Raw genomic sequence first — 24,236 nt, 5'->3', positions numbered from 1 at the left:
TTTTTATCCTATTTTCGCCGGTAACCAACAGCTGGCGATGAGGCCGCCCTCAGCGCCGTTCTCCAGCGTTAAATGGCCATGATGGAGCTGTACGATACGCTGTACGATGCTCAGCCCAAGGCCGCTGCCGCCGTAGCGCTGGTCGAGACGTCGGAAAGGTTCGGTGATCGACTGGCGGTGCGCCTCATCAATACCCGGCCCCTGATCGGTAACGCTCACCCGGGTACCGCCCTCCGTCGCTGTTAATGCCACTTCAATGGTTGTGCCTGCCGGGCTGTAGCGGGCGGCATTCTCCAGAAGGTTCCTTAGCATCAGACGTAACAGGACGGCGTCCCCCTGAACCGTCAGCACGCTGTGGGCCGGCCATATTACCGTATGCTCTTTGGCTTCATGCTCCAGGCTGAGCGGAGCAATGATCGTCTCCGTCCAGTTCACGGTATCGTAATGGCCGCTGGCCATCGCCTGCCCGGCACGCGCCAGCATCAGCAGCTGTTCCACCGTGTGCATCAACTGATCGATACGGCTTATCAGTGGCGTGGCCTGCGGGGAACCGGACTGAGCCATCAGTTCCAGATGGAGCCTGATCCCCGCAAGCGGCGTACGTAACTCGTGTGCCGCATCGGCGGTAAACAGGCGTTCCTGTTGAATAGTGTGGTCCAGCCGGGCGAGGAGTTGATTGAGCGACGTGGTCACAGCGCCTATCTCTTCCATATCGGAATACATCGGCAGGGGAGTCAGATTATCCGCCGAACGGTTCGCAAGGCTGGCGCGAAGTTTGTTGAGTGGTCGGGTGATCCAGGTGACTGCCCAGAATGAGAAGAGCAGGGTAAAACCGACCATCACCAGAGAAGGGACCAGCAGGGAGGCAATGGCTTCGCGGATCTCTTTTTCGACATGGTTGTTGCGCGCTTTGGCGGACAACGTTTCGTTCACCAGAAAACCGATCTGCTCGCGGCTCTCATGCCACAGCCAGACTACGCTAATGAGTTGAAAAAATAGCAGAATAACCGCCAGCAACACCATTAATCGCCGGCGCATACTGTTCATTTCTGGCTCTCCAGACGGTAACCCACGCCGCGTACGGTTTTGATGCGATCTTTACCGAGCTTGCGCCGCAGATTATGAATGTGAACTTCAAGCGTGTTTGATCCCGGATCGTCCTGCCAGGAGTAGATGTCCTGTTGCAGCGTTTCACGGTGCACGGTCTGCCCGCTGCGCATGATCAGGCGCGTCAGCAGAGCGAACTCTTTTGGCGTCACTTCCACAGGCTGAGACTGGCGCAACACCTGCTGAGTTTGCAGATTGAGGGTGATATCTCCGTCCGTCAGCAGGTTGTCGCTGTGGCCCTGATAGCGGCGGATCAACGCCCGTACGCGAGCCTGTAGCTCGGCAAGGGCGAAGGGTTTTACCAGATAATCGTCAGCGCCAGAATCCAGCCCGTTAATTCTGTCTTCAATGGCATCGCGGGCGGTGAGAATCAAGACGGGATTCTCAACCCCGCGACGACGCCACTGGCAGAGCAGCGTCGCGCCGTCTTTATCCGGCAGCCCCAAATCCAGGATCACGAGGCTGTATTCACCGCTCTGGATCAGGGCATCTGCTTCAGCGGCCGTGGTGGCACAATCCAGGGCGTAGCCTTCATTCCCCAGCGCCAGCGCTAACCCTTCCTGCAATAACAGATCGTCTTCAACTATCAGTAGTTTCATCGCTAGTTATTCTGGTAGATGTCCTTATAGAGCCTGCTTTCGAAACGCACCAGTGGAATACGGCGATTGCGCTGGTCAGCCGGTTCGACGGCATAGCCGGAAAGATACTGCACAAATGCCATGCGTTGTCCGCTGGCGGTAGTGATAAAACCGGCAAGGTTGTAAACGCCTTGCAGGGAACCCGTTTTGGCTGACACTTTGCCATCCACGCCCGCAGCGTGAAGGCCCGCGCGGTACTGAAGAGAGCCGTCATGTCCGGCAAGCGGCAGCATCGTAATAAAGTTTAGCTCAGCGTCATGCTGAGCAATGTACTGCAACACCTGCATCATGGTGGCCGGCGAGATCAGGTTATGACGCGATAAACCGGAACCATCGACGGCGATCGTATTGCCCAGATCGATACCCGCCTGCTGGCGCAGGATCTGACGTACGGCATCAGAACCGGCCCGCCAGGTGCCCGGCACACCAAAGCGCGCGTGCCCGATCATGCGGAACACCGTATCGGCAATCATGTTATCCGACTTTTTCAGCATAATCTTAAGCAAATCATGCAGTGGCGCGGACTGTTTGCTGGCAATGACCGTGCCTGGCTCATTCACCTGCGTCTGGCGCAGCAGCGTTCCGGTGTAGGTTATGCCCGCCTGCTTCAGCTCATCTTTAAAAATGGCACCGGCATAGCCTGCGCCATCCTGAATGGCGAAGGCCAGCGGGAGGGGATCGGACCGCTGGGTCAGGCAGCCGGTGAGCGTATAGCGATTGAGATCGCCCGGTACCACGTCCAGCTCGCAATACTGCGCCTCCGGGGAGCCTTTCGCCAGCGTCCGCACCTGGCTGAACATCGTGACCGGGTAGTATGAGGCCACGCGGATAAAAGCTAAGTCATTTGGTTTTGGCGCGCTGTAAAGCGATACGGAGAAGCAGTTACGGTCAACGATGGCGGCGGCTGGCGGGGCGCTAAAGCACTGCGTCATGTCGTTCCACGGCCAGCCAGGCGCTTTATCGTGGCTGGCGAAAATGGAGGTGTCGATCAGCACGTTGCCATCAATTTTTGTTACGCCGGATTTTTTCAGTACCGCCACCATATTGCGGACATCCTGGCGCTTAAAGGTGGGATCGCCACCAAAACGGGCGATAAGATCGCCTTTCAGTTCGCCACCCTCAACGTTACCTCTGGTTTCAAGGGTGGTAGTAAAACGGAAGTCAGGCCCGAGCTGGAGCAGGGCGGCGAGGGCAGTGATCACCTTCTGGGTACTGGCAGGCAGCGCCATCTGTTGACTGTGATAGTCAATCTCGGGAGCCTGCGCGCCAACCTTCTGCACCATCAGGGCAAGGTTCGCGCCGGCGGGCAGTTGATTAATGTACTCATCAACATTCGCGGCCTGAACGGTGAACGTTATACTGGTAGTCAATCCGATGATAAAACTGGAAAATCGCATAATCTCGCGCTAACAACCCGAAAACAAACCGTCATACTACGGTGCATGGCACTGTAAAGTAAACGATGACCCATAGTGAACTTCGCGGTAAAATGCGTATCAAATTGAAAAATTGCTGCTGACCTGGGGCGTTGCTCCCGGGTCGGTTTTCTTTTTGCTTCTGGCCTGTTCAGGTGGGCTGGAGCAGGGAACACTGCTCCCAACAGGAATGTTTAAGAGGTATAACAAATGCAAGCTATTCCGATGACCTTACGTGGTGCCGAAAAACTGCGCGAAGAGCTGGATTTTCTCAAATCCGTGCGTCGCCCTGAAATCATCGCCGCTATCGCGGAAGCGCGTGAGCATGGCGACCTGAAAGAGAATGCTGAATACCACGCGGCGCGTGAGCAGCAGGGTTTCTGTGAGGGGCGCATTAAAGATATCGAGGCGAAACTGTCTAACGCGCAGGTTATCGATATCACCAAAATGCCAAATAATGGCCGTGTGATCTTCGGCTCTACCGTCAGCGTCCTGAATCTGGACAACGACGAAGAGCAGACCTATCGCATCGTGGGTGATGATGAAGCGGACTTCAAACAGAACCTGATTTCGGTGAACTCGCCGATTGCTCGTGGCCTGATTGGCAAAGAGCAGGACGATGTGGTCACCATCCGCACCCCTGGTGGTGAAGTGGAATACGAAATTATTAAGGTTGAATACCTGTAATTCGCTTCTCTACTAAGATGTTGATACATTGTAAAGAAAAGAAAAAGGCCGCATAGCGGCCTTTTATCAACTCAAGGAGCATGGCATTTTGCTCGCCTGCTGAAAGAAATCCCTCGTTTCACACAGAAAATGTGTTCGATTCAGGATATCCTTAACGTGGCAGCGAGATTTTGCGCTCTTTAGATGGGCGATAGAGCACCAGCGTTTTACCGATGACCTGTACATTACAGGCGCCGGTTTCGCGCACGATGGCTTCCACGATCAGGTTTTTAGTGTCTCTGTCTTCAGACTTCAGAGGCGATTTTCACCTTGATCAGCTCGTGGTGTTCCAGCGCTTGTTCAATCTCGGCAAGCACCCCTTCGGTCAAACCATTGTTGCCAAGCATCACTACAGGCTTGAGCGGATGTGCCAGACCTTTAAGGTGCTGTTTTTGTTTAGTACTCAGATTCATCGTATATTTTTGCTTACGTTGGGATTGAAAACGGTTCATTCTACCGCCATCTCCCTAATATCGCCAAATAGCTGCGTAGAAATTTACGTCACAGGCAAGCAACGATGAACCAGGACGGAAATGTTAAATGACAGGTAAAAAGCGTTCTGCCAGCTCCAGCCGCTGGCTTCAGGAACACTTTAGCGATAAATATGTTCAACAGGCGCAGAAAAAGGGGTTGCGTTCCCGCGCCTGGTTTAAACTTGATGAAATACAGCAAAGTGACAAACTTTTTAAACCGGGAATGACGGTGGTCGACCTCGGTGCGGCACCTGGCGGATGGTCCCAGTATGCGGTTACGCAGATCGGCGGAACGGGCCGAATCATCGCATGCGATCTTTTACCAATGGATCCCATCGTCGGTGTCGACTTCCTTCAGGGCGACTTTCGTGATGAATTAGTGCTTAAAGCACTACTTGATCGTGTAGGTGACAGTAAGGTCCAGGTTGTCATGTCGGATATGGCGCCAAATATGTGTGGAACACCGGCGGTGGATATCCCCCGCGCCATGTATCTGGTGGAACTAGCGTTAGAAATGTGTCGTGATGTACTAGCGCCTGGTGGTAGTTTTGTTGTGAAGGTGTTTCAGGGCGAAGGTTTCGAGGAGTATCTTAAGGAAATTCGCTCCCTGTTTGCGAAGGTCAAAGTTCGTAAGCCGGACTCTTCCCGGGCCCGTTCCCGTGAAGTGTATATTGTAGCGACCGGGCGAAAATGATAACCGGTAGATTTCAGGCGAAAGTTTGAATGAAACTGGATATAGAGTATCCTGACGCTGTTTTTAACACAGTTGTAATATGAGGTTAATCCCTTGAGTGACATGGCGAAAAACCTAATACTCTGGCTGGTCATTGCCGTTGTGCTGATGTCAGTATTCCAGAGCTTTGGGCCCAGCGAGTCGAATGGCCGCAAGGTGGATTATTCTACCTTCCTGCAAGAGGTCAATCAGGACCAGGTTCGCGAAGCGCGTATCAACGGACGTGAGATCAACGTTACCAAGAAAGATAGTAACCGTTACACGACTTACATCCCGGTGAACGATCCTAAGCTGCTTGATAACCTTCTGACCAAAAACGTCAAAGTGGTAGGCGAGCCGCCGGAAGAACCAAGCCTGCTGGCTTCTATCTTCATTTCCTGGTTCCCGATGCTGCTTCTTATCGGCGTCTGGATCTTCTTTATGCGCCAGATGCAGGGCGGTGGTGGCAAAGGTGCCATGTCGTTCGGTAAGAGCAAGGCGCGTATGCTGACGGAAGACCAGATCAAGACCACGTTTGCTGACGTAGCAGGTTGTGACGAAGCAAAAGAAGAGGTGGGTGAACTGGTTGAATACCTGCGCGAGCCGAGCCGTTTCCAAAAACTGGGCGGTAAGATCCCGAAAGGCGTCCTGATGGTCGGCCCTCCGGGTACCGGTAAAACCCTGCTGGCAAAAGCCATCGCGGGTGAAGCGAAGGTGCCGTTCTTTACTATTTCAGGTTCTGACTTCGTTGAAATGTTCGTGGGTGTCGGTGCATCTCGTGTGCGTGACATGTTCGAGCAGGCTAAGAAGGCAGCACCGTGCATCATCTTCATCGATGAAATCGACGCCGTAGGCCGCCAGCGTGGCGCAGGCCTGGGTGGTGGTCACGATGAACGTGAGCAGACGCTGAACCAGATGCTGGTTGAGATGGACGGCTTCGAAGGTAACGAAGGTATCATCGTTATCGCGGCAACTAACCGTCCGGACGTACTCGACCCTGCGCTGCTGCGTCCAGGCCGTTTTGACCGTCAGGTTGTGGTCGGTCTGCCGGATGTTCGCGGTCGTGAACAGATTCTGAAAGTGCATATGCGACGCGTACCGCTGGCGCCAGATATCGACGCGGCAATCATTGCGCGTGGTACTCCAGGCTTCTCCGGTGCGGATCTGGCTAACCTGGTCAACGAAGCAGCACTGTTTGCCGCTCGCGGTAACAAGCGCGTGGTGTCCATGGTGGAATTCGAGAAAGCGAAAGACAAAATCATGATGGGGGCGGAACGTCGCTCCATGGTGATGACGGAAGCGCAGAAAGAGTCCACGGCATATCACGAAGCGGGCCACGCGATTATCGGTCGTCTGGTGCCGGAACACGATCCCGTACACAAGGTGACGATTATTCCGCGCGGTCGTGCGCTGGGTGTGACCTTCTTCCTGCCTGAAGGCGACGCGATCAGCGCCAGCCGTCAGAAGCTGGAAAGCCAGATTTCAACCCTGTACGGCGGTCGTCTGGCTGAAGAGATTATCTACGGTGCGGAACATGTTTCCACCGGTGCGTCGAACGATATTAAAGTGGCGACAAACCTGGCGCGTAACATGGTGACTCAGTGGGGCTTCTCCGACAAACTCGGTCCGCTGCTGTATGCAGAGGAAGAGGGCGAAGTATTCCTGGGCCGCTCTGTGGCAAAAGCGAAACATATGTCCGATGAAACGGCACGTATCATCGACCAGGAAGTGAAAGCGCTGATTGAACGTAACTACGCTCGCGCCCGTCAGATCCTGAACGACAATATGGACATCCTGCATTCGATGAAAGATGCGCTCATGAAATATGAGACCATCGATGCACCGCAGATTGACGACCTGATGGCGCGCCGCGAAGTGCGTCCGCCGGCAGGCTGGGAAGACCCAGGCGCGTCTAACAATTCTGACAACAATGGCACCCCGCGTGCGCCGCGTCCGGTCGATGAACCGCGTACGCCAAACCCGGGCAACACCATGTCAGAGCAGTTGGGCGACAAGTAAGTCACTGCTGTTGAAGCGTTTGTCTGTATCTCAAACCCTGGAGCTTGCTCCGGGGTTTTTCTTATCTGTTTAACCACATTAATCCCAGGGACTTCACCATGAAACTATTCGCCCAGGACTCGCATCTCGACCTTTCACATCCCCATGTGATGGGGATCCTGAATGTCACGCCTGATTCCTTCTCTGACGGCGGCACGCATAATTCGCTTATCGACGCGGTTAAACACGCGAATTTAATGATTAACGCGGGTGCCACCATCATTGACGTTGGAGGGGAGTCAACGCGGCCTGGCGCGGCGGAGGTTTCGGTGGAAGAAGAGCTGGCGCGCGTGGTGCCGGTGGTAGAGGCTATCGCCCGGCGCTTTGAAGTGTGGATCTCCGTTGATACCTCCAAACCCGAAGTGATCCGTGAAGTGGCGAGAGTGGGCGCTCACATTATCAATGATATCCGCTCGCTGACCGAGCCGGGCGCGATTGAAGCCGCCGCAGAAACCGGGCTACCGGTGTGTCTGATGCATATGCAGGGTCAGCCTAAGACAATGCAGGAGGCGCCAAAATATGAAGATGTGTTTGCCGACGTCACCCGCTTCTTTACTGAGCATATCGAACGCTGTGAACGTGCGGGTATCGCAAAAGAGAAATTGCTGCTCGACCCGGGCTTCGGTTTCGGTAAAAATCTCTCACACAATTACGCGTTGCTTGCGCGCTTATCAGAGTTTCATCAGTTCGGCCTGCCACTGCTGGTGGGAATGTCGAGAAAATCGATGATTGGTCAGTTGTTGAATGTCGGGCCGAGCGAACGTCTGAGCGGCAGTCTGGCCTGCGCGGTGATTGCCGCGATGCAAGGTGCACACATCATTCGCGTCCATGACGTAAAAGAAACAGTAGAAGCCATGCGTGTGGTGGAAGCCACACTGGCAGCGAAGGAAAACAAACGCTATGAGTAATCGTAAATATTTTGGTACCGATGGCATCCGTGGGCGCGTAGGCGATGCGCCAATTACCCCTGACTTTGTCCTGAAGCTGGGCTGGGCAGCGGGGAAAGTGCTGGCGCGTCATGGCTCCCGTAAGATCATTATTGGGAAAGATACCCGTATTTCGGGTTATATGCTGGAGTCCGCGCTGGAAGCCGGGCTGGCGGCGGCGGGGCTTTCAGCTTCCTTTACGGGGCCAATGCCGACCCCTGCTGTTGCCTATCTGACCCGCACCTTCCGTGCGGAAGCGGGCATCGTTATTTCCGCTTCCCATAACCCGTTCTATGACAACGGTATCAAATTCTTCTCCATCGACGGCACCAAACTGCCGGATGACGTGGAAGAGGCGATTGAAGCGGAAATGGAAAAAGAGATCACCTGTGTTGACTCCGCTGAGCTGGGTAAAGCAAACCGTATTGTCGATGCCGCAGGCCGCTACATTGAATTCTGCAAAGGCACTTTCCCGAATGAGCTGAGCCTGGCACACCTCAAAATTGTGGTGGACTGTGCCAACGGTGCGACTTACCACATTGCGCCGAATGTGTTCCGCGAGCTGGGTGCGAAAGTGATCACTATCGGCTGCGAGCCGGACGGTCTGAACATCAACGAAGAAGTTGGCGCGACAGACGTGCGTGCCTTGCAGGCGCGTGTCCTGGCTGAAAAGGCCGATCTGGGTATTGCCCTGGATGGCGATGGTGACCGTGTGATCATGGTTGACCACGAAGGTAACAAGGTCGATGGCGATCAGATCCTCTACATCATTGCGCGTGAAGGCCTGCGTCAGGGGCAACTGCGCGGTGGCGCGGTGGGCACGCTGATGAGCAACATGGGGCTCGAACTGGCGCTGAAACAGCTCGGTATTCCGTTTGTCCGTGCGAAAGTGGGTGACCGCTACGTGCTGGAAAAACTCCAGGAGAAAGGCTGGCGTATTGGCGCGGAAAACTCCGGCCACGTGATCCTGCTCGATAAAACCACCACCGGTGACGGTATTGTGGCGGCGCTTCAGGTTGTTGCCGCGATGGCGCGTAACCATATGAGCCTGCACGATCTGTGCAGCGGCATGAAAATGTTCCCGCAGATTCTGGTCAATGTGCGTTTCACCGCGGGTAAAGGCGACCCGCTGGAAAATGATAACGTGAAAGCGGTGATGGCAGAGGTGGAAGCGACTCTTGGCAGCCGTGGGCGCGTCCTGCTGCGTAAGTCGGGTACCGAGCCGCTGATCCGCGTGATGGTGGAAGGCGAAGACGAAGCGCAGGTAACTGAATTTGCGCACCGTATTGCGGATGCAGTCAAAGCTGCATAATCTTTCAGAATAAGTGTTTAAAAAGGCGGCGTTTGCCGCCTTTGTTTTAAGCAATGAATGGCTTTTTGCTGTTTTTTTCCGCAGTTGATGCAATGCCTCGAAAATGCCCTTGCGAAGGTGATTCGCTTTGGTTAGTATTCACACCCGCTTCAGTGGGAAACAAAATCCTGCTAATTGGTCGAAGCATTGGTATGCGGCAAATCCGCAAGGAACAGGTTGATTATGTACGAAGCTCTTTTAGTTATTTTCCTTATTGTAGCCATCGCTCTCGTAGCGCTGATTATGCTACAGCAAGGTAAAGGCGCTGATATGGGAGCCTCCTTCGGAGCAGGCGCTTCCGGTACGCTGTTCGGTTCAAGTGGTTCTGCGAACTTCATGACCCGTACGACGGCGATTCTGGCTACGCTGTTCTTCATCATCAGTCTGGTGCTGGGCAATATCAACAGCAACAAGACCAGTAAAGGAAGCGAGTGGGAAAATCTGAGCGCGCCAGCAAAAACTGAGCAAACTCAGCCAGCTGCACCGGCTAAGCCAACCAGCGATATCCCGCAGTAAGTATTCCGTACCGAGGTGGTGGAATTGGTAGACACGCTACCTTGAGGTGGTAGTGCCCTAACGGGCTTGTGGGTTCGAGTCCCATCCTCGGTACCAATATTCCAGAAGAAAGACGTCGCAAGACGTCTTTTTTTTCGTCTGTACATTCTGTGTATCCGATCTTTTGTAGGGCGGGTAAGCGCAGCGCCACCCGCCGTTTTGCCCGGTGGCGCTGCGCTTACCGGGCCTACGAAGACCACAAAAAAGGCGCCCAATGGGCGCCTTTTGCATGACTTGCTGTCGATTATTTCTTATCGCTGTGTTCCAGGTTCTCAACCTGAGGGAGGCCATTACCGGAACTGGCGGAGAGCAGGCCATTCTCAACATAGTTGAACAGCTTCTCACGGGTATCGGTGATGTCCAGGTTACGCATGGTCAGCTGGCCAATACGATCGTCCGGAGAGAACACTGACTCACCTTTCTCCATGGTCAGACGCTCTGCTTTATAGGTCAGGTTGTCAGACACGGTATTGAGGATGGAGTAATCATTTCCGCGACGCAGTTCCAGCGTCACTTCGCCGGTGATTGCGCTTGCCACCCAACGTTGCAGGGCGTCACGCAGCATCAGCGCCTGTGGATCAAACCAGCGACCCTGATACAGCAGTTTGCCCAGCTGACGGCCATGAGAGTGATACTGCTCAATGGTGTCTTCGTTGTGAATACCGGTCAGCAGACGCTCGTAAGCGATGTGCAGCAGCGCCATCCCCGGAGCTTCGTAAATGCCGCGGCTTTTCGCTTCGATGATACGGTTTTCGATCTGATCGCTCATACCCAGCCCGTGACGACCGCCGATGCGGTTTGCTTCCAGCATCAGTTCAACATCGTCGGAGAAGGTTTTACCGTTCAGGGCAACCGGATGACCACGTTCGAAACGCACGGTCACTTCTTCCGCCGGGATCTTCACGTTCTCATCCCAGAACTTCACGCCCATGATCGGGTTAACAATTTTTACGCTGGAGTTCAGGAATTCCAGGTCTTTCGCTTCGTGCGTCGCACCCAGCATGTTGGAGTCGGTTGAGTAGGCTTTCTCAACGGACATCTTGTAGTCAAAGCCGCAGGCAATCATAAACTCAGACATTTCATGACGGCCACCCAGCTCGTCGATGAAGTCGGTATCCAGCCACGGTTTGTAGATCTGCAACTCGGCGTTGGTCAGCAGGCCATAACGATAGAAACGTTCAATATCGTTGCCTTTATAGGTGCTACCGTCCCCCCAGATGTTCACGCCATCTTCTTTCATGGCGGCAACCAGCATAGTGCCGGTGACGGCACGACCCAGCGGGGTGGTATTGAAATAGGTCAGGCCGCCGGTCGTATTATGGAAAGCACCGCACTGGATTGCGGCAATCCCTTCGGCAACCAGCTGCTTACGGCAGTCGATCAGACGTGCGTTCTCTGCGCCATATTCCATGGCACGACGAGGGATCGCGTCATAATCTTCCTCGTCCGGCTGACCCAGGTTCGCAGTATATGCATAAGGAACCGCTCCCTTCTGGCGCATCCACAGCAGTGCAGCGCTGGTATCCAGGCCGCCAGAAAAAGCGATGCCAATACGTTGTCCTACCGGGAGATGCTTGAGAATCGTCGTCATATAATAAAACCCTGCTTGATTGACTGATTAGAGACCGCTTTCGCTCTCGATGCATGTTTATGCAAAATAAGTGAGTATTCATTTAATCATCTTTTATCGACGACCGAAAGAGACGTGTGCGTTTTTTGTAAAAATTTCCCTTTTATTGCCCTGGCTGAAGTTGGGTTGACAGGTGGGGTCAACTATCAATATACTGAACGCCGATTTTACGTCCCGTCTTCGGTACCAAATCCCAGCATTATTTGCAAATTCTGTCCAAAACGCGTAGAATTTGCCACGTTTCAGGCGCGGGGTGGAGCAGCCTGGTAGCTCGTCGGGCTCATAACCCGAAGGTCGTCGGTTCAAATCCGGCCCCCGCAACCACTTTCCCATAAAGTTCTTTTTCAAATATACTGTGAAGACTTAGAGCCTTCGTAGCTGGATTTGAAAAAATGCTTTCGGAGAGTGCTCCAGGCCACAGTTGTGGCTATAGGGTTCAGTTATCTAAAGCCCCGATTTATCGGGGTTTTTTGTTATCTGACTACAGAATAACTGGGCTTTACGCCCTTTTTTTATGTCTTGGGGGTGGGCTTGTCCACATTAGAGCAAAAATTAACAGAGATGATTACTGCGCCGGTCGAAGCACTGGGCTACGAACTGGTCGGCATCGAATTCGTTCGCGGCCGTACATCCACACTGCGCATCTATATTGATAGTGAAGATGGCATCAATGTTGATGATTGTGCTGATGTCAGCCACCAGGTGAGTGCGGTTCTTGATGTTGAAGATCCGATTACCGTTGCGTACAACCTGGAAGTTTCCTCACCTGGCCTCGATCGTCCGATGTTCACGGCCGAGCACTACGTGCGCTTTACCGGTGAAGAAGTGGCTCTCGTTCTGCGTATGGCCGTACAGAACCGCCGTAAATGGCAGGGAATTATCAAAGCCGTTGATGGTGAAATGATCACGGTGACAGTCGAAGGCAAAGATGAAGTGTTCGCGCTGAGTAATATCCAGAAGGCGAACCTGGTTCCCCACTTTTAACAGTCTGGATTGAGGTGAAAAGCCCGCGATGAACAAAGAAATTTTGGCTGTTGTTGAAGCCGTCTCCAACGAGAAATCACTGCCGCGTGAGAAGATTTTCGAAGCGCTGGAAAGTGCACTGGCTACAGCAACCAAGAAAAAATACGAACAAGAGATCGATGTTCGCGTAGAAATCGATCGTAAAAGCGGTGACTTCGATACATTCCGTCGTTGGGTAATCGTTGAAGAAGTGACCCAACCGACCAAAGAGATCACGCTGGAAGCGGCACGTTTTGAAGACGAAAGTCTGAACGTGGGTGACTACGTTGAAGATCAGATTGAATCTGTTACCTTCGACCGTATCACCACCCAGACCGCGAAGCAGGTTATTGTGCAGAAAGTGCGCGAAGCCGAGCGCGCGCTGGTTGTCGATCAGTTCCGCGATCAGGAAGGCGAAATCATCACTGGTGTGGTGAAGAAAGTGAACCGCGACAACATCTCTCTGGAGATCAAATCCGAAGGGCTGCCGGGTAACGCTGAAGCCGTGATCCTGCGTGAAGACATGCTGCCGCGTGAAAACTTCCGCCCAGGCGACCGTATTCGTGGTGTGCTGTATGCCGTACGTCCTGAAGCGCGTGGTGCACAGCTGTTCGTGACGCGTTCTAAACCAGAAATGCTGGTTGAACTGTTCCGTATCGAAGTGCCGGAAATCGGCGAAGAAGTTATCGAAATCAAAGCGGCGGCCCGCGATCCGGGTTCCCGTGCGAAAATTGCGGTGAAAACCAACGACAAGCGTATCGACCCGGTCGGTGCTTGCGTCGGTATGCGTGGCGCACGTGTTCAGGCGGTTTCTACCGAACTGGGCGGCGAGCGCATTGATATCGTTCTGTGGGACGATAACCCGGCGCAGTTCGTGATCAACGCAATGGCACCGGCTGATGTGGCGTCTATCGTTGTTGACGAAGACAAACACACCATGGATATCGCTGTAGAAGCGGGCAACCTGGCGCAGGCGATTGGCCGTAACGGTCAGAACGTACGTCTGGCGTCACAGCTGAGCGGCTGGGAACTCAACGTGATGACCGTTGATGACCTTCAGGCCAAGCATCAGGCTGAAGCCCACGCGGCGATCGATACCTTCACCAAATACCTGGACATTGACGAAGACTTCGCCACTGTGCTGGTTGAAGAAGGTTTCTCTACGCTGGAAGAACTGGCCTACGTGCCAATGAAAGAGCTGCTGGAAATTGACGGTCTGGATGAACCAACCGTTGAAGCCCTGCGTGAACGCGCTAAAAACGCACTGACCACCCTGGCGCTGGCTCAGGAAGAAAGCCTTGGCGATAAGAAGCCGGCTGATGACCTGCTGAATCTGGAAGGTCTTGATCGTGCGATTGCGTTCAAGCTGGCTGCCCGTGGTGTTTGTACGCTGGAAGATCTCGCTGAGCAAGGCGTTGATGACCTGGCCGATATCGAAGGTTTAACCGACGAGAAAGCCGGCGAACTCATCATGGCCGCACGTAATATTTGCTGGTTCGGCGACGAAGCGTAATAAACTGTAGCAGGAAGGAACAGCATGACTGATGTAACTGTAAAATCGCTGGCTGCTGAGATTCAGACCTCCGTGGACCGCCTGGTACAGCAATTTGCTGATGCAGGGATCCCGAAGTCCGCTGATGACTCGGTGACCGCGCAAGAAAAACAAACCTTGTTAGCGCACCTGAACCGTGAACACGGCTCTACGCCTGACAAGTTAACGCTACAGCGTAAAACGCGTAGCACGTTGAACATCCCTGGTACCGGTGGCAAAAGCAAGTCGGTACAAATTGAAGTCCGCAAGACGCGCACCTTTGTAAAACGTGATCCGCAAGAGGCAGAACGCCTTGCCGCGGAAGAGCAGGCACAGCGTGAAGCGGAAGAACAAGCTCAGCGTGAGGCAGAAGCCACTGCCAAACGTGAAGCAGAATTAAAAGCTGAACGTGAGGCCGCAGAAAAAGCGAAACGCGACGCCGGTGAAAAAGCGAAGCGTGACGCTGCGGAAAAAGACAAAGTGAGCAATCAACAGACCGACGAAATGACCAAAACTGCCCAGGCTGAAAAAGCCCGCCGTGAAAATGAAGCTGCCGAGCTGAAGCGTAAAGCGGAAGAAGAAGCCCGCCGCAAGCTTGAAGAAGAAGCTCGCCGCGTCGCCGAAGAAGCGCGTCGCATGGCAGAAGAAAACGAGAAGAACGGTGTGAATACCGCTGAACCAACTGAAGATACCAGCGATTATCACGTCACCACGTCTCAGCATGCGCGTCAGGCAGAAGACGACAACGACCGCGAAGTTGAAGGTGGTCGTGGCCGTACTCGCAGTGCAAAAGCTGCGCGTCCTGCGAAAAAAGGTAACAAACACGCCGAATCAAAAGCTGACCGTGAAGAAGCGCGTGCAGCGGTTCGCGGCGGTAAAGGCGGCAAGCGTAAAGGTTCCGCTCTCCAGCAGGGCTTCCAGAAGCCTGCTCAGGCCGTTAACCGTGACGTTGTGATCGGCGAAACCATCACCGTTGGCGAACTGGCTAACAAGATGGCGGTGAAAGGCTCTCAGGTCATCAAAGCGATGATGAAACTGGGCGCAATGGCCACCATCAACCAGGTCATCGACCAGGAAACCGCACAGCTGGTTGCCGAAGAGATGGGCCACAAAGTTATCCTGCGTCGTGAAAACGAGCTGGAAGAAGCAGTCATGAGCGACCGTGATACGGGCGCAGCGGCTGAACCGCGCGCACCGGTCGTGACCATCATGGGTCACGTTGACCACGGTAAAACCTCTCTGCTTGACTACATTCGTTCTACTAAGGTTGCCTCCGGCGAAGCGGGTGGTATTACCCAGCACATCGGTGCTTACCACGTAGAAACCGAAAACGGCATGATCACCTTCCTGGATACCCCAGGCCACGCAGCGTTTACCTCAATGCGTGCTCGTGGTGCTCAGGCAACGGATATCGTTGTTCTGGTTGTTGCTGCCGACGATGGCGTGATGCCACAGACCATTGAAGCTATCCAGCACGCGAAAGCGGCGCAGGTGCCTCTGGTTGTCGCAGTTAACAAAATCGATAAGCCAGAAGCCGATATGGATCGCGTGAAGAACGAACTGTCCCAGTACGGCGTTATGCCGGAAGAGTGGGGCGGTGAAGCGCAGTTCATCCCTGTATCTGCAAAAGCAGGTACCGGTATCGACGACCTGCTGAACGCTATCCTGCTTCAGGCTGAAGTTCTGGAGCTGAAAGCGGTTCGTAAAGGTATGGCGAGCGGCGCGGTAATCGAATCCTTCCTGGATAAAGGACGTGGTCCGGTTGCAACCGTTCTGGTTCGCGAAGGTACTCTGCACAAGGGCGACATCGTTCTGTGTGGTTTCGAATACGGTCGCGTTCGTGCGATGCGTAACGAACTGGGTCAGGAAGTGCTGGAAGCGGGTCCGTCCATTCCAGTGGAAATTCTCGGCCTGTCCGGTGTTCCGGCTGCCGGTGACGAAGTCACCGTGGTACGTGACGAGAAGAAAGCGCGTGAAGTCGCTCTGTATCGTCAGGGTAAATTCCGTGAAGTGAAGCTGGCTCGTCAGCAGAAATCCAAACTCGAGAACATGTTCGCCAACATGACCGAAGGCGAAGTTCACGAAGTGAACATCGTTCTGAAAGCGGACGTTCAGGGTTCTGTGGAAGCGATCTCCGACTCCTTGCTGAAACTGTCTACCGACGAAGTGAAAGTGAAGATCATCGGTTCTGGCGTAGGTGGTATCACCGAAACCGACGCAACCCTGGCAGCAGCGTCCAACGCGATCCTGGTTGGCTTCAACGTTCGTGCTGACGCATCTGCGCGTAAAGTGATTGATGCTGAAAGCCTGGATCTGCGTTACTACTCCGTCATCTATAACCTGATTGACGAAGTGAAAGCAGCGATGAGCGGCATGCTGTCTCCTGAGCTGAAACAGCAGATCATCGGTCTGGCTGAAGTACGTGACGTGTTCAAATCACCGAAATTCGGTGCGATCGCGGGCTGTATGGTTACCGAAGGGACCATCAAGCGTCACAACCCAATCCGCGTACTGCGTGACAACGTGGTTATCTACGAAGGTGAGCTGGAATCCCTGCGCCGCTTCAAAGATGACGTTAACGAAGTCCGTAACGGCATGGAATGTGGTATCGGCGTGAAGAACTACAACGACGTTCGCGTTGGCGATATGATCGAAGTGTTCGAGATCATCGAAATTCAGCGTACCATCGCGTAATCTTCGTCAACTGAAGATTAATTAGCGTAGGCCGGGTAAGCGAAGCGCCACCCGGCAGTAATTTTAAAAAGGGGCTTAAGCCCCTTTTTTGTCTGGAGAATTTATTATGGCGAAAGAATTTGGTCGCCCACAGCGCGTCGCGCAGGAGATGCAGAAAGAGATCGCTCTCATTCTGCAACGTGAAATCAAAGATCCACGCGTGGGTATGATGACCACCGTGTCTGGCGTGGAAATGTCCCGCGACCTGGCGTACGCCAAAGTGTTTGTTACTTTCCTGAATGACCAGGATGAAGACGCCGTGAAGAACGGCATTAAAGCGTTGCAGGAAGCCTCTGGTTTCATCCGCTCTCTGCTTGGCAAAGCAATGCGCCTGCGTATCGTGCCAGAGCTGACCTTCTTCTACGACAACTCGCTGGTTGAAGGTATGCGTATGTCCAACCTGGTGACCAGCGTGGTGAAACATGACGATGAGCGTCGTGTTAACCCGGCGGACGACAGCAAGGAGGACTGATGAGTCGTCCTCGTCGTCGCGGTCGTGACGTGCATGGCGTGCTGTTGCTGGATAAACCACAGGGCGCATCCAGCAACGACGTGCTGCAAAAAGTGAAGCGTATTTATAACGCCAACCGTGCAGGGCACACTGGCGCGCTGGATCCGCTGGCAACCGGCATGCTGCCGATCTGCCTGGGGGAAGCGACAAAGTTTTCCCAGTACCTGCTGGATTCGGATAAGCGCTACCGCGTGATTGCCAAACTGGGCCAGCGCACGGATACCTCCGATGCAGATGGCCTGGTGGTGGAAGAGCGCCCGGTGACCTTCAGCGCGGAGCAACTTGATGCGGCGCTGGACAGCTTCCGTGGTGATACGCTACAGGTGCCGTCGATGTATTCGGCGCTGAAATATCAGGGCAAAAAGCTCTACGAATATGCGCGTCAGGGCATTGAGGTTCCGCGTGAAGCTCGTCCGATTACCGTGTATGAGTTGCTGTTCATTCGCCACGAAGGTGATGAACTCGAGCTGGAAGTACACTGTTCGAAAGGGACCTATATCCGCACCATCATTGATGACCTCGGTGAAAAGCTGGGCTGCGGCGCGCATGTGATTTATCTGCGTCGTCTGGCGGTCAGCAAATATCCGGTCGAACGCATGGTGACGCTTGAGCATCTGCACGCCCTGGTTGAACAGGCGCAAGCGCAGGGCGTTGCGCCAGCCGATCTGCTGGACCCGCTGCTGATGCCAATGGACAGTCCGGCAGTGGACTTCCCGGTTGTTAATCTTCCTTTAACATCGTCCGTTTACTTTAAGAACGGAAACCCGGTTCGCACATCGGGGGCGCCGCTTGAGGGCCTGGTACGCGTGACGGAAGGTGACGAAGGGAAATTCATCGGTATGGGCGAAATGGACGGCGAAGGGCGTGTGGCGCCGCGTCGTCTGGTCGTCGAATATCCGGTCGAAGCGTGACGGTGATAACGCCTCACCTTGCGATAAGCAGGGGAGACGAGTAGAATATCGCCGCTTAACGCCTGGTAAATTGTTTAACAATCTGCGGGGCGTACATGGGATAGCTGAATTAGAGATCGGCATCCTTACATTCTTTATACTTTGGAGTTTGAAAATGTCTCTAAGCGTTGAAGCTAAAGCTAAAATCGTTTCTGAGTTTGGTCGTGGTACTAACGACAGCGGTTCTACCGAAGTTCAGGTTGCACTGCTGACTGCACAGATTAACCACCTGCAAGGTCACTTTGCAGAGCACAAAAAAGATCACCACAGCCGTCGTGGTCTGCTGCGTATGGTTTCTCAGCGTCGTAAACTGCTCGACTACCTGAAGCGTAAAGATGTTGCACGCTACACCGCGCTGATCGAGCGTCTGGGCCTGCGTCGCTAATTCTTGCGAGTTTCAGAAAAGGGGGCCTGATGGCCCCTTTTTTCAACCAGACGGCAGCAATTCAATGGAAACTATTGTATTGTTGCTATAAATGATCTTCATTGCAGAGGTTCGCGCGGCTAATGAGAGGCTTCACCCATGGGGGTGTCGGTTGTCATTAGTCGCGAGGATGCGAAGAAGGTCGGGTTAAATCGTCAGCACACCTGAGGTGTGCTTTCAAACATTTAAGAAAGGACAGAATTTTGCTGAATCCGATCGTTCGTAAATTCCAGTATGGTCAGCATACCGTCACGCTGGAAACCGGCATGATGGCGCGTCAGGCTACTGCTGCCGTTATGGTAAGCATGGATGACACCGCTGTATTCGTTACCGTAGTTGGCCAGAAAAAAGCTAAACCAGGTCAGGACTTCTTCCCACTGACCGTTAACTACCAGGAGCGTACCTACGCTGCCGGTAAAATCCCGGGTGGCTTCTTCCGTCGTGAAGGCCGTCCAAGCGAAGGCGAAACCCTGATCGCGCGTCTGATTGACCGCCCGGTTCGTCCGCTGTTCCCGGAAGGCTTCGTAAACGAAGTTCAGGTTATTGCGACCGTTGTTTCCGTTAACCCACAGGTTAACCCGGACATCGTTGCTATGATCGGCGCATCTGCGGCCCTGTCACTGTCTGGTATTCCATTCAATGGCCCAATCGGTTCCGCGCGCGTTGGCTACATCAACGACCAGTACGTACTGAACCCAACTCAGGAAGAGCTGAAAGAGAGTAAGCTGGACCTGGTTGTTGCCGGTACTGAAGCCGCGGTTCTGATGGTTGAATCCGAAGCTGAACTGCTGAGCGAAGATCAGATGCTGGGCGCTGTGGTATTTGGCCACGAGCAGCAGCAGATCGTTATCCAGAACATCAACGACCTGGTGAAAGAAGCCGGTAAACCACGTTGGGACTGGCAGCCAGAAGCGGTGAACGAGGCGCTGAACGCACGCGTTGCTGCACTGGCAGAATCTCGTCTGAGCGACGCATACCGCATCACCGACAAACAGGAGCGCTATGCTCAGGTTGATGTGATCAAATCTGAAGTGACCGCGACCCTGGTTGCCGAAGACGAAACGCTGGACGCTAACGAGATTGGCGAAATCCTGCACGCCATCGAGAAAAACGTTGTTCGTAGCCGCGTCCTGGCAGGCGAGCCGCGTATCGATGGCCGTGAAAAAGACATGATCCGTGGTCTGGACGTGCGTACTGGCGTACTGCCACGTACTCACGGTTCTGCGCTGTTCACCCGTGGTGAAACGCAGGCGCTGGTAACCGCGACCCTGGGTACCGCACGTGACGCACAGATCATCGACGAACTGATGGGCGAGCGTACTGACAGCTTCCTGTTCCACTACAACTTCCCTCCGTACTCTGTGGGCGAAACCGGTATGGTTGGCTCACCGAAGCGTCGTGAAATTGGTCACGGTCGTCTGGCGAAGCGCGGCGTGCTGGCAGTGATGCCAGAAGCAGACAAATTCCCGTACACCGTACGTGTGGTGTCTGAAATCACCGAATCCAACGGTTCCTCTTCTATGGCTTCCGTGTGTGGTGCCTCTCTGGCGCTGATGGATGCAGGCGTGCCAATTAAAGCCGCCGTTGCGGGTATCGCAATGGGTCTGGTGAAAGAGGGCGACAACTACGTTGTTCTGTCTGACATTCTGGGTGACGAAGACCACCTGGGCGATATGGACTTCAAAGTAGCGGGTTCCCGTGACGGTATCTCTGCCTTGCAGATGGATATCAAAATTGAAGGTATCACCAAAGAGATCATGCAGGTTGCTCTGAACCAGGCTAAAGGTGCGCGTCTGCACATCCTGGGCGTGATGGAACAGGCGATTAATGCGCCGCGTGGTGATATTTCTCAGTTCGCCCCACGTATCCACACCATCAAGATCAATCCAGACAAGATCAAAGATGTTATCGGTAAGGGCGGTTCTGTTATCCGTGCACTGACCGAAGAAACGGGCACCACCATCGAAATCGAAGATGACGGTACTGTGAAAATCGCAGCAACCGACGGCGAGAAAGCGAAATACGCTATCCGTCGTATCGAAGAGATCACGGCAGAAATCGAAGTGGGCCGTATCTACAATGGTAAAGTGACCCGTATCGTTGACTTTGGCGCATTCGTTGCCATCGGTGGCGGTAAAGAAGGTCTGGTACACATCTCTCAGATCGCTGACAAGCGCGTTGAGAAAGTGACCGATTACCTGCAAATGGGTCAGGAAGTACCGGTGAAAGTTCTGGAAGTTGACCGCCAGGGCCGTATCCGTCTGAGCATTAAAGAAGCAACCGAGCAGTCTCAGCCTGCTGCGGCACCGGAAGCCCCGGCTGCTGAACAGCAAGGCGAGTAAGGTTGCCATTTGCCCTCCGCGCAGGCGGAGGGCTTATTATCAGGCAGGACGCCTTGTTAAGCCGCCGGGGGACAGGACGTTCATCCAATAGTTGTCTTCGGGAGTGGGAAATGAAGCCTTTTTTGCGCTGGTGTTTCGTTGCGACAGCTTTAACGCTGGCAGGATGCAGCAACTCTGCCTGGCGTAAGAGCGAAGTCCTCGCAGTGCCATTGCAACCGACTTTGCAGCAGGAAGTCATTCTGGCACGCATGGAACAAATACTTGCCAGTCGGGCTTTAACCGATGACGAACGCGCACAGCTTTTATATGAGCGCGGAGTGTTGTATGATGGTCTCGGTCTGAGGGCACTGGCGCGAAATGATTTTTCACAAGCGCTGGCGATTCGACCTGATATGCCTGAAGTATTCAATTACTTAGGCATTTATTTAACGCAGGCAGGCAATTTTGATGCTGCCTATGAAGCGTTTGATTCTGTACTTGAGCTTGATCCAACTTACAACTACGCGCACTTGAATCGCGGTATCGCATTGTATTACGGCGGTCGTGATAAGTTAGCGCAAGATGATCTGCTGGCGTTTTATCAAGACGATCCTAATGATCCTTTCCGCAGCCTGTGGCTTTACATCGTTGAGCAGAAGCTCGATGAGAAGCAGGCCAAAGAAGCACTGAAACAGCGCTTCGAGAAATCGGACAAGGAACAGTGGGGATGGAACATTGTCGAGTTCTACCTGGGCAACATTAGCGAAGCAACGCTGATGGAACGCCTCAAGGCGGACGCAACGGATAACACCTCGCTCGCTGAGCATCTCAGTGAAACCAACTTCTATTTAGGTAAGTACTACCTAAGTCTGGGGGATATGGACAGCGCTACGGCACTGTTCAAATTAGCGGTTGCTAACAACGTACATAACTTCGTTGAGCACCGTTATGCATTGTTGGAATTATCGCTCTTGGGCCAGGAGCAAGACGACCTGGCAGAATCGGACCAGCAATAGCTGACGACATAAACATCAGCCCGTAATCTTTTGATTGCCATCACCTTCACTGGTGAGGGCGTTGTTGTTCGTCAATACACCTAATTTGAGCCGGTTCACACTTTTCAATGAAAATTGCTAATCATTTTCACGATGAGCTAAGTAGACTGGCCGCCATTAATATCGAGGCACTTGTACTACATGGCTGAATTCGAAACCACTTTTGCAGATCTGGGCCTGAAGGCTCCTATCCTTGAAGCCCTTAACGATCTGGGTTACGAAAAACCATCTCCGATCCAGGCTGAGTGTATCCCACACCTGCTTTCTGGTCGTGACGTGCTGGGCATGGCCCAGACTGGTAGCGGTAAAACCGCAGCATTCTCGCTGCCGCTGCTGAACAACATTGATCCGGACCTGCGCGCGCCGCAGATCCTCGTCCTGGCTCCAACCCGTGAACTGGCTGTTCAGGTTGCTGAAGCTATGACGGAATTCTCTAAACATATGCGCGGCGTAAACGTGGTAGCCCTGTACGGCGGCCAGCGTTATGACGTGCAGTTACGCGCCCTGCGCCAGGGTCCACAGATTGTTGTCGGTACGCCGGGCCGTCTGCTGGATCACCTGAAGCGCGGTACCCTGGACCTCTCTAAACTGAGCGGTCTGGTACTGGACGAAGCCGATGAAATGCTGCGTATGGGCTTCATCGAAGACGTAGAAACCATCATGGCGCAGATCCCGGAAGGTCATCAGACCGCTCTGTTCTCTGCAACCATGCCAGAAGCGATCCGTCGCATTACCCGCCGCTTCATGAAAGAGCCGCAGGAAGTGCGTATTCAGTCCAGCGTGACCACTCGCCCGGACATCAGCCAGAGCTACTGGTCTGTGTACGGCATGCGCAAAAACGAAGCGCTGGTACGTTTCCTGGAAGCAGAAGATTTTGATGCGGCGATCATCTTCGTTCGTACCAAAAACGCGACCCTGGAAGTGGCTGAAGCCCTGGAGCGTAGCGGCTACAACAGCGCAGCGCTGAACGGCGACATGAACCAGGCCCTGCGTGAGCAGACTCTGGAGCGTCTGAAAGACGGTCGTCTGGATATCCTGATTGCAACCGACGTGGCAGCACGTGGCCTGGACGTTGAGCGTATCAGCCTGGTTGTAAACTACGATATCCCAATGGACTCCGAGTCTTACGTTCACCGTATCGGCCGTACCGGTCGTGCGGGTCGTGCAGGCCGTGCGCTGCTGTTCGTTGAGAACCGCGAGCGTCGTCTGCTGCGTAACATTGAACGCACCATGAAGCTGACCATTCCAGAAGCCGAGCTGCCAAACGCAGAACTGCTGGGCAAACGCCGTCTGGAAAAATTCGCCGCGAAAGTACAGCAGCAGCTGGAAAGCAGCGATCTGGATCAGTACCGTGCGCTGCTGTCCCAGATCCAGCCTGTCGCTGAAGGCGAAGAGCTGGACATGGAAACCCTGGCCGCAGCACTGCTGAAAATGGCGCAGGGCGAACGTAGCCTGATCGTGCCACCTGATGCGCCGATGCGTCCTAAGCGTGAGTTCCGTGACCGTGACGATCGTTTCGAACGTCGTGGCGACCGTAACGACCGTGGTCCACGTGGTGACCGTCCAGAGCGTGGTGGTGAAGACCGTCCACGTCGCGAGCGTCGTGACGCTGGCGAAATGGAACTGTATCGCATTGAAGTGGGCCGTGATGATGGTGTTGAAGTTCGTCACATCGTTGGCGCGATCGCTAACGAAGGCGACATCAGCAGCCGTTACATCGGTAACATCAAGCTGTTCGGTTCCCACTCCACCATCGAGCTGCCAAAAGGCATGCCGGGCGAAGTACTGCAACACTTTACTCGCACCCGCATCCTGAACAAGCCGATGAACATGCAGCTGCTGGGCGATGCACAGCCACGTCCTGACCGTGGCGGCGAACGTCGTGGCGGTGGTCGCGGTTTCGGTGGCGAGCGTCGTGAAGGCGGTCGCAGCGAAGGTCGCGGTGGTGAAGGCCGTCGTTTCTCCGGTGAGCGCCGCGAAAACCGTGGTCCACGCCGTGAAGAAGGCGCCAGCCGTCGTCGTTTCGGTGACGCGTAAGCCTTTCGCTTCTGACGTAAAGTAAAGTATACAGCCCCGATAGTTGCTATCGGGGCTTTTTTTATTCCTTTTGTACTCTTG

20 protein-coding genes, 2 tRNA genes and 1 pseudogene are annotated in these 24,236 nt (G+C 54.0%); 18 read left to right on the top strand and 5 right to left on the bottom strand.

The features are described from left to right. Positions 1-3: 3 nt before the first annotated feature. From pmrB to dacB, 3 genes are read right to left on the bottom strand one after another with little or no spacing between them, the layout of a single operon-like run. On the bottom strand, positions 4-1,047 hold the full coding sequence (pmrB, locus tag AC4OVU_RS19300) for a two-component system sensor histidine kinase PmrB (RefSeq protein ID WP_017693913.1): 1,044 nt from the start codon (positions 1,045-1,047) through the stop codon (positions 4-6). Continuing rightward, complete coding sequence (gene pmrA, locus AC4OVU_RS19295; RefSeq protein ID WP_015571977.1) at positions 1,044-1,706, bottom strand: two-component system response regulator PmrA; 663 nt, start codon at positions 1,704-1,706, stop codon at positions 1,044-1,046. The genes pmrB and pmrA overlap by 4 nt, the downstream gene beginning before the upstream one ends. A 2-nt stretch (positions 1,707-1,708) precedes the next feature. Continuing rightward, positions 1,709-3,142, bottom strand: a complete 1,434-nt coding sequence (gene dacB, locus AC4OVU_RS19290; protein ID WP_015571976.1) for a serine-type D-Ala-D-Ala carboxypeptidase — start codon at positions 3,140-3,142, stop codon at positions 1,709-1,711. A 228-nt stretch (positions 3,143-3,370) separates the two neighbouring features. Here dacB and greA point away from each other — a divergent pair, with 228 nt between their 5' ends. Continuing rightward, entirely contained in the window at positions 3,371-3,847 is a 477-nt protein-coding gene (gene greA / locus AC4OVU_RS19285; protein WP_006812122.1) for a transcription elongation factor GreA, read from the top strand. A 151-nt stretch (positions 3,848-3,998) separates the two neighbouring features. On the opposite strand, the pseudogene yhbY reads toward greA, so the two are convergent. After that, positions 3,999-4,299: pseudogene (yhbY, locus tag AC4OVU_RS19280) on the bottom strand (ribosome assembly RNA-binding protein YhbY). A gap of 127 nt (positions 4,300-4,426) precedes the next feature. Between yhbY and rlmE the strand changes: the two are divergent. The 6 genes from rlmE (at position 4,427) to AC4OVU_RS19250 (ending at position 10,018) form a co-directional block, all read left to right on the top strand. Further along, complete coding sequence (gene rlmE / locus AC4OVU_RS19275; RefSeq protein WP_003861812.1) at positions 4,427-5,053, top strand: 23S rRNA (uridine(2552)-2'-O)-methyltransferase RlmE; 627 nt, start codon at positions 4,427-4,429, stop codon at positions 5,051-5,053. A gap of 102 nt (positions 5,054-5,155) precedes the next feature. Beyond that, entirely contained in the window at positions 5,156-7,090 is a 1,935-nt protein-coding gene (gene ftsH, locus AC4OVU_RS19270; RefSeq protein ID WP_003861810.1) for an ATP-dependent zinc metalloprotease FtsH, read from the top strand. A gap of 98 nt (positions 7,091-7,188) precedes the next feature. After that, positions 7,189-8,037: a dihydropteroate synthase gene (gene folP, locus AC4OVU_RS19265; RefSeq protein ID WP_017693916.1), complete on the top strand. Its 849-nt coding sequence runs from the start codon at positions 7,189-7,191 to the stop codon at positions 8,035-8,037. Next, positions 8,030-9,367 carry a phosphoglucosamine mutase gene (glmM, locus tag AC4OVU_RS19260; protein WP_003861804.1) on the top strand — a complete coding sequence of 446 codons (1,338 nt, stop codon included), beginning with the start codon at positions 8,030-8,032 and terminating at the stop codon, positions 9,365-9,367. The genes folP and glmM overlap by 8 nt, the downstream gene beginning before the upstream one ends. A 222-nt stretch (positions 9,368-9,589) precedes the next feature. Further along, positions 9,590-9,922, top strand: a complete 333-nt coding sequence (gene secG / locus AC4OVU_RS19255; protein ID WP_003861803.1) for a preprotein translocase subunit SecG — start codon at positions 9,590-9,592, stop codon at positions 9,920-9,922. 9 nt (positions 9,923-9,931) lie between these two features. After that, a tRNA-Leu gene (locus AC4OVU_RS19250) sits at positions 9,932-10,018 on the top strand. Between the two features lie 187 nt (positions 10,019-10,205). On the opposite strand, the gene argG is transcribed toward AC4OVU_RS19250, so the two are convergent. Next, a complete protein-coding gene (gene argG, locus AC4OVU_RS19245; protein ID WP_015571974.1) occupies positions 10,206-11,552 on the bottom strand; it encodes an argininosuccinate synthase in 1,347 nt (448 codons plus the stop codon). Positions 11,553-11,838: 286 nt separating this feature from the next. Between argG and AC4OVU_RS19240 the strand changes: the two genes are divergently transcribed. The 11 genes from AC4OVU_RS19240 to AC4OVU_RS19190 all read left to right on the top strand — a co-directional run bounded on the left by AC4OVU_RS19240 (position 11,839) and on the right by AC4OVU_RS19190 (position 24,155). Further along, positions 11,839-11,915 (top strand) — tRNA-Met (locus AC4OVU_RS19240). Between the two features lie 207 nt (positions 11,916-12,122). Continuing rightward, positions 12,123-12,575, top strand: coding sequence for a ribosome maturation factor RimP (gene rimP / locus AC4OVU_RS19235; RefSeq protein WP_014833432.1), 453 nt, complete (start codon positions 12,123-12,125; stop codon positions 12,573-12,575). Between the two features lie 28 nt (positions 12,576-12,603). After that, the gene (gene nusA / locus AC4OVU_RS19230; RefSeq protein ID WP_003861798.1) at positions 12,604-14,106 is read left to right on the top strand and encodes a transcription termination factor NusA; all 1,503 of its coding nucleotides are present in this window, start codon (positions 12,604-12,606) and stop codon (positions 14,104-14,106) included. A 24-nt stretch (positions 14,107-14,130) separates the two neighbouring features. After that, on the top strand, positions 14,131-16,818 hold the full coding sequence (gene infB, locus AC4OVU_RS19225) for a translation initiation factor IF-2 (protein ID WP_006812117.1): 2,688 nt from the start codon (positions 14,131-14,133) through the stop codon (positions 16,816-16,818). 106 nt (positions 16,819-16,924) lie between these two features. Next, positions 16,925-17,329 (top strand): 30S ribosome-binding factor RbfA, encoded by a 405-nt coding sequence (rbfA, locus tag AC4OVU_RS19220; RefSeq protein WP_003861793.1) that lies wholly within the window; start codon positions 16,925-16,927, stop codon positions 17,327-17,329. Further along, positions 17,329-18,279 (top strand): tRNA pseudouridine(55) synthase TruB, encoded by a 951-nt coding sequence (truB, locus tag AC4OVU_RS19215; protein ID WP_017693918.1) that lies wholly within the window; start codon positions 17,329-17,331, stop codon positions 18,277-18,279. The genes rbfA and truB overlap by 1 nt, the downstream gene beginning before the upstream one ends. A gap of 154 nt (positions 18,280-18,433) precedes the next feature. Then, the gene (gene rpsO / locus AC4OVU_RS19210; RefSeq protein ID WP_003861789.1) at positions 18,434-18,703 is read left to right on the top strand and encodes a 30S ribosomal protein S15; all 270 of its coding nucleotides are present in this window, start codon (positions 18,434-18,436) and stop codon (positions 18,701-18,703) included. 242 nt (positions 18,704-18,945) lie between these two features. Next, the gene (gene pnp, locus AC4OVU_RS19205; RefSeq protein WP_017693919.1) at positions 18,946-21,084 is read left to right on the top strand and encodes a polyribonucleotide nucleotidyltransferase; all 2,139 of its coding nucleotides are present in this window, start codon (positions 18,946-18,948) and stop codon (positions 21,082-21,084) included. A 110-nt stretch (positions 21,085-21,194) separates the two neighbouring features. Further along, positions 21,195-22,079 carry a lipoprotein NlpI gene (nlpI, locus tag AC4OVU_RS19200; protein ID WP_491928766.1) on the top strand — a complete coding sequence of 295 codons (885 nt, stop codon included), beginning with the start codon at positions 21,195-21,197 and terminating at the stop codon, positions 22,077-22,079. Positions 22,080-22,186: 107 nt separating this feature from the next. Continuing rightward, the gene (yrbN, locus tag AC4OVU_RS19195; protein ID WP_097397692.1) at positions 22,187-22,267 is read left to right on the top strand and encodes a protein YrbN; all 81 of its coding nucleotides are present in this window, start codon (positions 22,187-22,189) and stop codon (positions 22,265-22,267) included. Then, positions 22,260-24,155 (top strand): DEAD/DEAH family ATP-dependent RNA helicase, encoded by a 1,896-nt coding sequence (locus AC4OVU_RS19190; RefSeq protein WP_003861780.1) that lies wholly within the window; start codon positions 22,260-22,262, stop codon positions 24,153-24,155. The genes yrbN and AC4OVU_RS19190 overlap by 8 nt, the downstream gene beginning before the upstream one ends. Positions 24,156-24,236 lie beyond the last annotated feature (81 nt).

It is taken from the genome of Enterobacter sp. 6722112 (assembly GCF_058661685.1).
Note: the sequence above shows the minus strand (reverse complement) of the source record. Positions and strands in the feature narration are given on the sequence as shown.